Annotated in this window: 14 protein-coding genes; 7 read left to right on the top strand and 7 right to left on the bottom strand. The window is 41.4% G+C overall.

Annotation, left to right across the window (positions count from 1 at the left end):
- Positions 1 to 171: 171 nt before the first annotated feature.
- Positions 172 to 636, top strand: coding sequence for a VOC family protein (locus BJP37_RS04525; protein ID WP_075896831.1), 465 nt, complete (start codon positions 172 to 174; stop codon positions 634 to 636).
- Positions 637 to 651: 15 nt separating this feature from the next.
- Complete coding sequence (locus BJP37_RS38475; protein WP_158069416.1) at positions 652 to 843, top strand: hypothetical protein; 192 nt, start codon at positions 652 to 654, stop codon at positions 841 to 843.
- Positions 844 to 846: 3 nt separating this feature from the next.
- Here the strand turns inward: BJP37_RS38475 and msrA are convergent, their stop codons facing one another.
- Positions 847 to 1311, bottom strand: coding sequence for a peptide-methionine (S)-S-oxide reductase MsrA (msrA, locus tag BJP37_RS04520; RefSeq protein ID WP_070395020.1), 465 nt, complete (start codon positions 1309 to 1311; stop codon positions 847 to 849).
- A 591-nt stretch (positions 1312 to 1902) separates the two neighbouring features.
- Here msrA and BJP37_RS04515 point away from each other — a divergent pair.
- Positions 1903 to 2301, top strand: a complete 399-nt coding sequence (locus BJP37_RS04515) for a hypothetical protein (RefSeq protein WP_229415195.1) — start codon at positions 1903 to 1905, stop codon at positions 2299 to 2301.
- Positions 2302 to 2577: 276 nt separating this feature from the next.
- Here BJP37_RS04515 and BJP37_RS04510 read toward each other — a convergent pair whose 3' ends face one another.
- Positions 2578 to 3585, bottom strand: a complete 1008-nt coding sequence (locus BJP37_RS04510; protein WP_075896827.1) for a zinc-binding alcohol dehydrogenase family protein — start codon at positions 3583 to 3585, stop codon at positions 2578 to 2580.
- A 57-nt stretch (positions 3586 to 3642) separates the two neighbouring features.
- Between BJP37_RS04510 and BJP37_RS43245 the strand changes: the two genes are divergently transcribed.
- Complete coding sequence (locus BJP37_RS43245; protein WP_269086942.1) at positions 3643 to 3768, top strand: hypothetical protein; 126 nt, start codon at positions 3643 to 3645, stop codon at positions 3766 to 3768.
- A 65-nt stretch (positions 3769 to 3833) separates the two neighbouring features.
- On the opposite strand, the gene BJP37_RS04505 is transcribed toward BJP37_RS43245, so the two are convergent.
- The 4 genes from BJP37_RS04505 to BJP37_RS04490 all read right to left on the bottom strand — a co-directional run bounded on the left by BJP37_RS04505 (position 3834) and on the right by BJP37_RS04490 (position 6665).
- Positions 3834 to 4433 carry an SLATT domain-containing protein gene (locus tag BJP37_RS04505; protein WP_075896825.1) on the bottom strand — a complete coding sequence of 200 codons (600 nt, stop codon included), beginning with the start codon at positions 4431 to 4433 and terminating at the stop codon, positions 3834 to 3836.
- On the bottom strand, positions 4411 to 5397 hold the full coding sequence (locus tag BJP37_RS04500; protein ID WP_198953954.1) for an SMODS domain-containing nucleotidyltransferase: 987 nt from the start codon (positions 5395 to 5397) through the stop codon (positions 4411 to 4413). Before BJP37_RS04500 ends, BJP37_RS04505 begins: the two co-directional genes overlap by 23 nt.
- Before the next feature lie 519 nt (positions 5398 to 5916).
- Positions 5917 to 6216: a helix-turn-helix domain-containing protein gene (locus BJP37_RS04495; RefSeq protein WP_075896823.1), complete on the bottom strand. Its 300-nt coding sequence runs from the start codon at positions 6214 to 6216 to the stop codon at positions 5917 to 5919.
- 44 nt (positions 6217 to 6260) lie between these two features.
- A complete protein-coding gene (locus tag BJP37_RS04490) occupies positions 6261 to 6665 on the bottom strand; it encodes a type II toxin-antitoxin system RelE/ParE family toxin (protein WP_198953953.1) in 405 nt (134 codons plus the stop codon).
- 89 nt (positions 6666 to 6754) lie between these two features.
- Here BJP37_RS04490 and BJP37_RS38470 point away from each other — a divergent pair, with 89 nt between their 5' ends.
- Together BJP37_RS38470 and BJP37_RS04485 are read left to right on the top strand one after the other, a co-directional pair.
- On the top strand, positions 6755 to 6910 hold the full coding sequence (locus tag BJP37_RS38470) for a hypothetical protein (protein ID WP_158069415.1): 156 nt from the start codon (positions 6755 to 6757) through the stop codon (positions 6908 to 6910).
- 214 nt (positions 6911 to 7124) lie between these two features.
- The gene (locus BJP37_RS04485; RefSeq protein ID WP_075896821.1) at positions 7125 to 9281 is read left to right on the top strand and encodes a serine/threonine-protein kinase; all 2157 of its coding nucleotides are present in this window, start codon (positions 7125 to 7127) and stop codon (positions 9279 to 9281) included.
- Positions 9282 to 9771: 490 nt separating this feature from the next.
- On the opposite strand, the gene BJP37_RS04480 is transcribed toward BJP37_RS04485, so the two are convergent.
- Positions 9772 to 10722, bottom strand: a complete 951-nt coding sequence (locus BJP37_RS04480; RefSeq protein ID WP_075896820.1) for a DMT family transporter — start codon at positions 10720 to 10722, stop codon at positions 9772 to 9774.
- An 873-nt stretch (positions 10723 to 11595) separates the two neighbouring features.
- Between BJP37_RS04480 and BJP37_RS04475 the strand changes: the two genes are divergently transcribed.
- Positions 11596 to 13344, top strand: coding sequence for a vWA domain-containing protein (locus BJP37_RS04475; protein ID WP_229415194.1), 1749 nt, complete (start codon positions 11596 to 11598; stop codon positions 13342 to 13344).
- Positions 13345 to 13394: the final 50 nt, after the last annotated feature.

The raw sequence follows: 13394 nt of genomic DNA, 5'->3' as shown, positions 1-13394 counted from the left end.
CTACAAGGTCTTTTTTTAGTTTACAATAAAACTCCTGATCTCTTGCACCTCTTGCCTTTTGCCTCTTGCCTCTTGCCTTTTTCGGCAATACGGGTATTTACAACCTATATCCAAACGCGCTTATTACCATTAATAATTAACAATTAACAGTTCAATTCACAAGTAACAATTATGGTTTCTAGCCCTGAATTGATCAAACCTACCCTAAGTCCAGGTAGTCTCCGTCGAGTCCATCATATTGCTCTGAATGTGAAGGATATCCAAGCATCGCGCCACTTTTATGGTACAGTGCTAGGTTTACATGAACTAACTGGAGAAGAAGTGCCCAGTACTTTGCGATCGCTAGTCGCAGCCGGAAAAGTCACTAATTTCGTTACCCCAGATGGCATTGTTGTGGATTTGTTTTCCGAGCCAGACCTATCACCACCGGATCCAGACCCCCATCGTGGCTTTACTCGGGTCAATCATCTCGCCTTTGATATCGATCCTCAGTTATTTGACCAAGCCGTAGAAGTCCTAAAACAAAATCAAATTCCCATCGATCATGGTCCAGTAACTCGTCCCACCGGCAGAGGTATCTATTTTTATGACCCCGATGGATTTATAGTTGAAATTCGCTGCGATGCGATTGAATGAGACTTCGTTACAGTTGTGAGGAATCGGGAATCGGGAATCGGGAATCGGGAATCGGGAATCGGGAATTGGGAATTGGAAATAAAAATTACAGGGTTTTTCATAACAATAAGTAACTCCTGCTCCCTGCTCCCTGCTCCCTGCTCCCTGCTCCCTGCTCCCTGTTCCCTGTTCCCTGTTCCCTGTTCCCTACTTCTGCAAGAAGTCTAATATCTAAGTTAAAGACCGCTGCTTCTTTTCAAAATACTGTTGATGATAGTCATCAGCTAAATAATAGTCCGAAGCTGGCTTAATTTCAGTGACAATATCCTTATCAAACTTACCAGAAACTTGCAGCTTTTGTTTTGAAAGTCTTGCCAACACTTCTTGTTCCTGATTGTGGAAAAAAATCACAGATCGATATTGTTCTCCTCGATCAGGACCTTGGCGGTTCAATGTCGTAGGGTCATGGATAGACCAAAACACCTCAAGTAATTGTTCATAGCTGACTTTTTCCGGGTCATACTCCACCTGTGCCACTTCCGCGTGACCCGTTATTCTTGATAATACATCCAGATAGCATGGGTTAGGAAAATGTCCGCCCATATAACCAACAGAAGTTGAGACTACTCCCTTCACTTTCCGAAATGCTGCTTCTACTCCCCAGAAACAACCACCACCAAATGTCGCTTTTTCCATCGTTTTTACGTAGTTATTGAGTAAGCTATCAGCTATCAGCTATCAGCTATCAGCCTTTGGCCTGTGGCGACGCTACCTAAACAATTTATGCCCATAGCGTACGCTACACCAAACAGCTTTTGAACAAAATAAGCACCTCAAGCAGCATGAGCCAAAGCCTGACGGCTGACGGCTGTTCGCGTAGCGTGAGCCTTTGGCTCACGGCTAACGGCTGAATGCTTACATTATTGATCAATCATTGCTCAGAATTTATTCATTATATAGTAGTTTTTTATTTTTGAGAGAACAGGGAACAGAGAACAGGTAAAAAAATATGTTGACATGATTAGGCTAAAGGCCTTTTGCTGATAGCTGATAGCTGATAGCTGAAAACTAGCATTTTTATATCTAAATTATAATCATAATACTTAATTTTTTATTTGTAACAAAATGTTTAACTTTCCAAAAATATCTTGATTTTTTCCGAGATATTAGTAATAATAAAAATGTCGGATATTTCGATAAGATTTCTGGACAAAAAGCCGCGCTTCCAAGTTGACACACAAAGCGCGGCTTTACCCCCAGTCACAAACTATGTGTGAGGTAATTCCTATGATGCCAAACAAACGGTCAGTAGATCATCTCGTTCACTGTCAGCGAGCCCTAGACCGGCTTGCGCAAATTGCTGAAAGGCAATCCACACGCCCAGATTCAATGCCTCGTGCCATCACGGAGCGAGAGGAAATTTTGATCTACCTATACAGCAACTGCCGACTGTCCATGACTCCCCAGGGGTTTTACCGCAAGTGGCAAGTCAATCAAGAAGACATGGGTAACATCTGCTGCCGCTCAACTTATGCTGTAAATACCTGGCTGGCTCAAGGTGCTCGCTATAAAACTCCTAGTGCGGATTCTTTATACCATCTAGCCTTGATGGATTTTCTTTTGGAGAATTTCGAGGCAATTCCCAAGGAGTTATTGAATCGACTTTGCTCTAGGGTTGTTCGGTAAAGGCGTGTTGTCTGTAAGAATTAAGAATTTAGAATTTAGAATGTAGAATGGTGAATTAAAAATTAGACCTCTTGCATCTCATCAACCGTGGTGAAGACAAGGCAAAAGGTATAAATTTTAATTTAAGCACCGATCGCAGAATTAATTACCTACTAATTCTGCGATCGGTGCTTACCTCCCATTGATTAGCTGACGGCTGACGGCTGACGGCTGACGGCTGACGGCTGAATGCTTACAATCTGATCACGATAACTTAGCACTCTTGGTTATGCTGTTTCAGTTAAAGCCATCAAGCACATTTTTGCCAATGGCACGACCGCTCTCTTGCTGGGAATGAGCCGTCTTGAGGGTTTCCACACTGATTTTCCCAAGATTGTTGGTCACAGTGGAAATTAGCGTGCCATCGTCAATAAGCTCAGACACCCGATTCAGCAATTCATGCTGTTTGTCGATGTCCTCGGTTTGAAACATCGAGCGAGTAAACATGAATTCCCAGCTGAAGCTTAGGGCTTTGGGTTTGATCAATTTCATGTCTAGGGATTGAGGGTCATCAATTAGTGCGATATGACCGCGAGGCTTGATCAGCTCGATGATGCCAGGAAAATGTCCGCCTGATCCTGAAAGGGAAGCAACGTAGCGGGGCTCGAGTCCCAATTCCTTGATTTGATCAACAAGGGACTTGCGGTGATTGATCACATGGTCCGCACCCATCTTTTTAACCCACTCGATGGTTTCCGGACGAGATGCAGTTGCGATCGCGGTCAACCCAGTGAGTTTCTTGGCAAGTTGAATCAGGATTGACCCAACACCTCCCGCGCCACCGATAATCAGTATACTCTCGCCCTTGCCTTCTCCTTCTTTGACCCCGAGGCAGTCGAACAGGATTTCCCAGGCAGTAATGGAGGTCAGTGGAAAACCCGCTGCTTCCGCAAAGCCCAGGGATTTGGGTTTTTTCCCGACAATCCGCTCATCAACGGCATGGAGCTCGGAGTTGGTGCCCGGTCGAGTGATATCACCCGCATAATAGACTTCATCACCTACTTTAAATTTACTGACATCGCTGCCAACTTCTCGAACAACACCTGCGGCATCATAGCCAATGACCTTGGTGCCCTTTTCCGGTGCCATCTTGGCGCGCACTTTCACGTCCACAGGATTGACCGAAATTCCCCGAACCTCCACCAACAGGTCCTGTGGCCCTAATTCCGGTGTTTCGGTTTCAAATTCGATCAGCGCGTCTGGTGCAGTGATTGGTCCAGGCTGATTATATCCTATGGCTTTCATATGTTGGTTTTCCTTTTATGATCAATGCCGCCGATTCGATTGTATAGTGGTTTTTAGTTGAAAACTGCTGCACTGCCCACCCTAAATCAACTTATGGAGAAAACTTGGGAGGAAGCCTGTGATTATCATCCGGATGCTAACAACCTTGATGATGTGGTACGATTGTTGTCGGAGAACAAATGAGGGTTGAGAGTTAAGTTTATGATTCTATTGAATTAGTTTTTGAGAGGGATAAATATTGAATTATATTAGGAATTTTTATGTAAATCAGTAGGTAAAAATCGATCTATTTCTTCATCTGATAAAGTCATTTCTTCACCTTGATTAATTTTTCCATTTTGCTTGAGAGCCTTTCCAGTTTGGATATATGCTTTAGTATTTGTTCTGGGTGCATTTTTGTAAATAAGCTTTAATTGTTGTTGTAATTCATCTCGTTGAGCCTTAATATCATCAACTTTGATAATTCCTGACTTTATATCTGCCAGTAATGAAATATATAGTTCTCGGATATTCCAGAGTTCGTGAGCAGCTACTGCATGGTCTTTTGAATATTTTTGTAGATCATAATCTTTTGTATAAATTTGAATAATTAATAAAAATGTTGATAATATAGCAGCAACAATAGTACCCGTATTATGATTTCCAAAAATACTAATCAACAAACTTGTCGTAACTAAAGCAGATAATATTATTTCAGTTATTTTTAGTCTATCTAGCTTATTTTTATAAAGATTTGAGCATTTGTCATGATTTTTTTGAGTCCAAACAACACGCCCAAAACATTCACGAATTTGAGACTCTAAAATCTTAACTGCATTATAATATTCATCCTGGGAATGATGTTCCATAAATTTTTTTCCATTTTTTTTGTGCAGAATAATTCCTCTTGCTTGATTGATTTTTTATGGCTTCTAATGCAATTTTATAGCACTTTTTAGCCTTGTACTCAAAGTTTCCTGTTCTGTAAATACGTTGTTTACTACCTACAGCATACCAGTATTTTTGATTTTGCTTCTGACTTGATAAATATTTGAAAAAATCTCTACTCATCAAGTGATAGTAACTATAAGATTTATCTTTATATTTCCCACTTTTTAAGAAATTATTACATAAAGTGTCAATTAAAAGGCCTCCCATTGGGACATTCCATTTTTTTTTCCATGCTCTTGCCATTCTACATAAGTTAATCAAGTTTCCATTCATTAATTTATTCTTATCTTTAATAGTTTGAATTTCTGGTCTAGGATTAGTACTTTTCCAGCTTCCTCCATTATTAGAATCTGGATAACGAAAACTACTGTCAGTCCATTCAAAAGCAGGAACAACTTCAAATTTTATCCCATCTTTAAATTGAATTACTACTACTTGTCCATCTCCACCTATATCGGTTGTAGGATAGGTGAATTGTAATGATTTTTTTACGGATTGTAAAAGTGCTGATTGACCATTAGATTGGTAACTATTATATTTATTATATAAATCATGAGGCAAAATAAATATAATGTCTAAATCGCTAAAACCTTGAACGGCTGTTCCTCTAGCATAAGATCCTACATAAAGACTATGTTTTTTGTTATTTTTAATTCCCCAAAAATCTATATTTAGCCTTTGAGTTATCCCTTGATAACGGTTTGAAATTTTGCTGCGAGTACTCTGTGGAACCTTTAAGTTGTTGCAAAGGGTATTGAATTGATTAGCTACAGACATTGAATCACTCCCCGGAATACTCTTCATATCTTCACCAGTCAATATTTGCCAAGCCAAAATACTAAATAATTCCGTAGATATACTGTTGACCCCTTGGCTATTCATTATTTAGTTTGCCAATAGAAGCCTCATAAAGTCTAAGGAATCTATCATGACATTACCAAATACACCCCTATATTAGAACAAATTATCCTAATGGTTTACCCCACCACTTCCAATACTCCTTATTAAACGGCGATTTCCACCTTTGAATCAATTCCTGTTCAAGCGCTGCCGTGCCTTCCTATCTGTTGCATATCCCACGCTGTATTCACAAAGGTTTCAAGTTGATGCTTTCGGTTCAGGATGATGTAGTTATCGATGTAGGTTCATTGGTGACAAATTAAGAATGAATGCAATTTGTAACCAATGATCGGGAATTGGAAATTTGGTCACCTGTGTTCGCACCTTGTCAGTTGTTTAGGGTGCCTTAGGGACGGACTCGCTCTGACCTCCTCCTATCAAGTCTTGGGAAAAACCCTCTAGTAACGCACCACCTTATATTCATGCCTTGATTCAGCAACAATGAAAGGGAATGGGATCGCGCGTTATCGAATTTCAGGAATCAGGCTTCAGTTAATGGGTTCAAGGTTTAACCAGGGGAGTAAATTTAAGTTCTATAGCATAACCAGCACTAGCTGCTAATTTGGCAAGGGTTTGTAATTTTGGAACTTGTTTTCCCGATTCAATTCTTGCTAATTGAGATTGCTTCATACCTAAGCGCTGAGCAAATTCTCGTTGAGTTAGACCAGTAGCAGCTCTGAGGGCAATAACCTGACTAGCAATATTAAACTCAAATTCTAGAGCTTCATACTCGGCTTTGACCTCTGGATTTGCTAGAACTTGGGAACGAATATCATCCCATTTAATTGTCTTTGCACTCATTTTTTCTTCCTCCTATTTTGGCACTTACTTTGCCGATTGCTCAATTAATTATTTTCCTGTGCTAAAAATTCCGCTCTACGAGATTCGGCAATTTCAATTTCTTTGGCTGGTGTTTTCTGAGTTTTTTTCTGAAAACCATGCAGTAAAATGAAGCGCCTACCTGTATAAGCAATATAAAAAATTCTATAAATATTTGTTTTCTGTTCTACACGAATTTCAAATAGCTTCGAGTTTTTTATGGGACGGACATGGGGCATTCCTACGGAAATACCATGTTCCTGGAGAAGTTTAAATATACGAGCAAATTTTGCCTGTACCTTAGTGTCTTGTTCCAAGAACCAATCTAAGGGAGGGGAACTACCATTTGCTAATTGGTAAAACTCAATTATCCATTGCAAAATTTTAACTATTGCTAGTTTGATAACACTAATGTTATCAAACTTTGCCATACTATGTCAACTAGGAAGTTTCACCTTACTTAGAATTGGGGGATTAGGGGGCGTTGCGTCAGTCCCCCAGATTCATCCTTTGGTGGGCAGTGCCTAAAACAAGTGTACCGAAGCACATCAATCTCACTGCTGCACTGCCCACCCTACTACTTTCTGTGATTAATCCTTTGGTGGGCAGTGCTTACAACAAGTGTACCCAAGCAAATCAATCTAACGGCGGCACTGCCCACCCTACTTTCTGCTGAATGTTCTGAAAATCCCCAAAAGGGTTTTGTATACTATGATTGGTAGCACTATATAGCAGTACGCATTAAGGTTAGGACATTGATACAAAGTGAAAAACTCTTGTAGTTAACTGTTGCCTTTTGCCTTTTGCCTCTTGCCTTGCGCATAGCACTATAACTAGTGCTCTACCTCCTTTAATCGGTGGTGAGGCTTTCCCGGAGCAGCAGAAATTCCATGAACTTGGGTCTTGGACAAACGATCGGTGGACGCTATAAAATTATTCGTCAACTGGGACAAGGTGGATTTGGTCAGACTTTCGTAGCTGAAGACCAACACTTGCCTGGTGACAATCAGTGTGTAGTTAAGCAGCTCAAGCCAGTAGCCACGGATCCCTTGACATTGCAGACGGCTAGGCGACTGTTTGACACGGAAGCCCAAATCCTACACCAGTTGGGAAGTCATGAGCAAATTCCCCAGCTTTTTGCGTATTTTGAAGAAAATCAAGACTTCTATCTAGTCCAGGAATTGATTGAAGGGGAAGACCTCAGCCAGGAACTTGTACCGGGAACCCAGGTTAATGAAGATCAGATTATTTCCCTGTTACAGGAAATCCTGGAAGTTTTAGAATTTGTTCATCAACGGCGTATTATTCACCGAGATATTAATCCTCAAAACATCCTTCGGCGTAAATCAGATGGCAAATTAGTACTGATTGACTTCGGTGCGGTTAAACAAGTGAGTACCCAAATCCTGGAAGGGGGTAATACTGGCTTTACGGTTGCTATTGGTACTCCTGGCTATCGACCTAGTGAACAAGCCAATGGTTACCCGAAATTAAGCAGTGATATCTATGCTGTCGGGATGATCGGGATTGTTGGTTTAACCGGTTTACGTCCTCACCAATTGCCCCTTGACGCTGATACAGGGGAAATTAGCTGGCATAACCAAATATCAGTAAGTGCTGAATTAGCGGATACTTTAGATAAAATGGTGTGCTATGATTTCCGAGAGCGTTACCAATCAGCAACCTTAGCCTTACAAGCACTGACTACTGCAATTAGTAATAAAACTAATAATAACAGCAATCCTAACACTACTAAAACTGGCGCTACCTTAATGTTGGGAATTGCGTCATCTATACAACCGCTGCTCCCGAAACCCCGACGATTCAGACTAAAACCGTACCAAGTGTTACTGTACACCGGGGTGATTGGATTGGGGTTTGCAGCAACGGTTTTTATGGTGAATGCATTCAAGGAAGTTACTGCTACGGATTGGTATAACCAGGGCGAAACCTTTTTAGAATTGAAGCGCTATGAACAGGCTCTGGATGCTTATAATCGAGCTGTAGAAATCCGAGGGGAATATGCTCCAGCTTGGCAAGGTCAGGGTAAGACCTTGTTTGCCCTCAAGTACTATGAAGAAGCTCTAAATGCTTACGACCAAGCCATTCAAATTGAGCCGGATTATAGTGCAGCTTGGAAGGGTAGGGGTAAAACCTTGGAGCAGTTGGAGCGTTATGACGCAGCAATTAAAGCGTTTAATAGCGCCCTGGAACTCCAGCCCAATGACCTGGATGCTTGGATCAGTCTTGGTAATGTTCAGGTTAAGTCCAAGAATTATTATGATGCGATCGCATCCTTTGACAAAGCCCTTAAACTCAAACCCGATTCTTACCAAGCTTGGTATAGACGGGGCTGGGCATTACATAATTTGCGTCAATATAAAGCAGCGGTACAATCCTACGACCGAGCCTTAGACTACAAACCTAATTCCGCTGAAGCCTGGTATCAGCGGGGTAATGACTTGAGCAATTTGCAAAAGTATAAAGATGCAGCCAAGTCTTATCAGCAAGCCGTTCAATTCCAGCCCAACTTCTACCAAGCTTGGTATAGCTGGGGCAATACCTTAAATAAATTACGGAAATACCAAGAAGCCTTAGGGTCCTTTGAGCAAGCCGTTAAACTCCAGCCTAATTCCTATCAAGCCTGGTACAGTCGCGGTTGGACACTCCATCAAGTCCAGCGATATGAAGATGCCCTGGAAGCTTACGACAAAGCCATTAAACTAAAATCCAAGCCTTACCAAGCTTGGTACAGTCGAGGCAATACCTTCTATAAATTGGAACGATATAAAGATGCGATCGCATCTTACCAACAAGCAGTTAACTATAAACCTGACTACAGCCAAGCCTGGTATAGCCTAGGCAATGCATTAGTTAAAGTCAACCAGTATAAAAAAGCGATCGCTGCTTATGATAAAGCAGTGCGCTACCAGCCAAACTACCGAGACGCTATCAAAGCACGGGATTGGGCAAATCGGGCATTGGAAGCAGAGATTAGGGAACAGGAAACAGGGAATAGGGAACAGGAAACAGGGAATAGGGAATAGGGAAAGAGAGGGAGGTGTGGGGAGTGTGGGAGGTGTGGGAGGTGTGGGAAGTTCAGTAGGAATAGTGCAAGTAGGGTGGGCAGTGCTTCACAGAGATTCATTTGCTTGGCCATAGTCTTGCTAGGCACTGCCCACCAGAGGATTAATCTTAACTAGTTGAAGTAGGGTGGGCAGTGGATCAGACAGATTCATTTGCTTGGCCATAGTCTTGCTAGGCACTGCCCACCAGAGGATTAATCTTAACTAGTTGAAGTAGGGTGGGCAGTGCTTCACAGAGATTCATTTCCTTGGCCATAGTCTTGCTAGGCACTGCCCACCAGACGAATAGTTCAAGTAGGGTGGGCAGTGGATCACAGAGATTTATTTCCTAACCATAGTCTTGCTAGGCACTGCCCACCAGACGAATAGTTAAAGTAGGGTGGGCAGTGCTTCACAGAGATTTATTTCCTAACCATAGTCTTGCTAGGCACTGCCCACCAGAGGATTAATCTTAAGTAGGTTCAGTAGAACCAATATTATCTAATTCTCCATCTGATTGAGCCAGATAAATCCCAGATAATACGATTATAAACGTCAAGCCATTTAACCAACTCAATTTTTCTGCAAAAATTAGCCAGGCAAATAATGCTGCAATCATGGGTTCCAGCAATAGGATGAGAGAGACAAAGCTAGATGAAAATTGTTTGAGACTATAGAATAATGCACCCAATCCAATTATAGAGCCACAAAGTCCTAGGCCAATAACAGCAGACCATGATGAAAAGGAAGCAGGAAATAGTCTATCTTCAAATAGCAATGTTAATGGTAACAACAATAGGCCACCCAAGGTATAAAGCCATAGTAAAATTGTGCTTGTGTCAAATTTTACTCGGAGATTCTCTGTTACCAAAAGTGTAGCCGCATAGAAAAGGGCAGATAGTAATGCAACGCTGTCCCCTATCAATGTATCTCGATCGATATGAAAATCGTTAAAACCAATTAAGAACGTTCCTCCTAGAGCCAGCATCATGCCGATTAGGAAGCGACGATTAAAGGATTGGCTTAACAGTAACCATCCGCCGACAGCTGCAAAAATAGGAGTGGTGTTGTGGAGAAGATTAGAATTAGCAACACTTGTTTTTGTCAGAGACCAAGCCCACGTCACTAGGCAAATTGAATCTAAGCTAGCAACAAGAAATAAGGAGAAAAAATCCTTTACAGTATAAGCCTTGTTATCAGTGTTATCAGTAGTAGATAAGCGTCCGCTGTGCTTATCCCAAAGTAGTTTGATAACCTTGCCAAGGCCCAACGCTAGGCTGGCAATCCAAAACCGATTAAATATTGTTCCATAAGGGCCCATATCATGTTCTGTTATGCGAGTCAGAATTGGTGAAGACGATAGGGCAAAAATGGCAATTGCTAAGGAAGAAGATCCCCAGATTGCAGAACTTTTAGTAGACATGATCAACTTCCTTAATTAGGGATTATATAGTGGTTGTAAACAGTGGTTTTAAACGATTTGAGGTAGATAATCCTGAATTTTAGACAACAGGAAATAGCGGATCACCAGAAAAGTGGATTACCGGAACCTATAAAAGGATATAGGGAATAGCGAACCAAAAAAAATGACGTCTACCTCCTAATTAGTATAACGTCTCTAAAAAAGGTTAACAACATCAAGGTTAACAACATCAGTAACACCATGGCAAGTAGCCATTGTTTATCTAATTTTATAGGAAGAGAAGTACAGTTTAAGACATAGTATTTTTCTTGAAAGGTATCAGGTAGCTTTGGAGCAGGAAGCATAAGATATCTTAAGCTTTGCTTCCACTCCTATATCTGTAAAAGTATCATAGAATAAACCCATCTTGTCAATCAACCAGGGGAGTTTTCAATAAACCTGGCCTTATGGCGATAGTTGACAATATATTTTATACATATAGTGTTTATTTGATGGTAAAAACATTATAGATAGGAATTAACAAAATTAGATCCGTTTACCCTGCAAAATACCATTTAATATAGAGCCTAACGTAAGCATATGCGCTACGCGCACGCTACGCGAACAGCCGTCAGCCGTCAGTGGTCAGCGTAATTTCCTCCAGATTCATTAGCTGACCATAGGATTGCTAGGCACTGCCCACCAAACGATTAATCTATTCCCGATTCCCGATTCCCGATTCCCCATTCTAAATTCTAAATTCTAAATTCTAACTTCCCGATTCCCGATTCCCGATTCCCGATTCCCGATTAACTGTTACAGAAAGCGCAACACAGACCATCAGCCTTCTGTTGTCGATTAGCTTAGGAATAAGCAATACAGAGGGCAAATCAAATGAACAAATTACTTAGACTATTCCTCCTTTCCGGAATGGTTGCTATCTTGGCACAGCTAACAACAGCTTGCCACAATCAGCCATCAGCCCAATTAGAAGAAAGCTCTAATCTACCTGTAGCGAAAGACGTAGAACGTGACCAAAGACAGCGCCAATCAGAACTTATGGAATCAGCCCAGGTCGGGAGGTCGGCGGATAGTGTTAATCAGAATTTCAGTAACAGAGTTTTGAGACCCCAAGCCTCAATGCCACTCTCCGGTAGCCCAAATGCAGCCTCTCAACCAGTTCCTAGTCGCTCAATTCCAGAGCAAGCTATTCCAGAAGTCAGCAACAGAGAAAACTATAGTCCCATTGATGAGAACGCCTTTAAGAGAGTAAAGCATAATCCCCTGTCTACCTTTGCTATTGATGTTGATACCGCCTCCTACAGCAATCTTCGTCGTTTCCTTAATAACGGTCAACTTCCCCCTACTGATGCCATCCGTATCGAAGAATTAATTAACTACTTTAACTACGACTATCCCGAACCAGAAAGCGATCGCCCTTTCTCGATTACCACAGAAATTTCTCAAGCTCCTTGGAATCCCACTCACCAATTAGTTCACATTGGTATCCAAGGGGAAAAGATGGCGATTGAAGATTTACCTCCCAGCAATCTTGTCTTTTTGCTGGATGTCTCCGGTTCTATGAATAGTCCCAATAAGCTTCCCCTGCTCAAAGATGCCTTTCGGATGCTTGTCAATGAATTGAGAGAAGAAGACCAGGTTAGTATTGTCGTCTATGCTGGCGCTGCGGGCGTGGTTTTACCTCCTACTCCAGGCAACCAGAAAGATAAAATCTTAACAGCTATTGAGAATCTCAATGCCGGAGGGTCTACTGCTGGGGGAGCAGGAATTAAACTGGCTTATAAACTCGCCCAGGATAATTTTATTAAATCAGGAAATAACCGAGTTATTCTCGCAACCGACGGAGACTTTAATGTCGGAGTCTCCAGTGATACCGAATTAGTTAAACTAATTGAACAGAAGCGAAAAAAAGGAGTTTTTCTGACTGTATTAGGATTTGGTACCGGTAATTTACAAGACTCCAAGATGGAGAAAATTGCTAATAAAGGAAATGGCAATTATGCTTATATTGATAACGAGTTAGAAGCTAAGAAAGTTCTGGTTAACGAAATTGGAGCCACTCTACTCACTATTGCCAAAGATGTTAAGATTCAAGTAGAATTTAATCCTGCCAAAGTCCAAGGGTATCGTTTGATTGGTTATGAAAATCGGCGGCTGAAGGATGAAGACTTTAATGATGATACTAAAGATGCCGGAGAATTAGGAGCTGGACATACTGTTACTGCACTGTATGAAATTATTCCTGTGGGAGCGAAAACTAATGTCAAATTACCGGATATTGACCCTCTGAAATATCAATCCAATGCTGCTTCAACAACCAATTCCAAAGAATTAATGCAGGTCAAGTTACGTTACAAAGAACCTGATGGTAACACCTCTCAACTCCTCACCTATCCCTTGGTTGATAAAGCAGTCAAGCTAGACGATGCTTCCGATAACTTTAAGTTTTCCGCTGCCGTTGCCAGTTTTGGTATGGTGTTAAGAGATTCTCCTTACAAAGGTAAAGCTAGTTTTGACCAAGCATTACAATTAGCAAAGGAATCCGAAGGAGTAGATTTAGAGGGTTATCGAGCTGAGTTTATTGATTTGATTGAGAGTGCGGAGGAAATAGAGAGTAGGTAATCGGGAATCGGGAATCGGGAATCGGGAATCGGGAATCGGGAATCGGGAAT

The organism is Moorena bouillonii PNG (genome assembly GCF_001942495.1).
GTDB classification, from domain to species: Bacteria; Cyanobacteriota; Cyanobacteriia; order Cyanobacteriales; family Coleofasciculaceae; genus Moorena; species Moorena bouillonii.
This window is presented reverse-complemented; position numbering and strand designations above follow the sequence as displayed.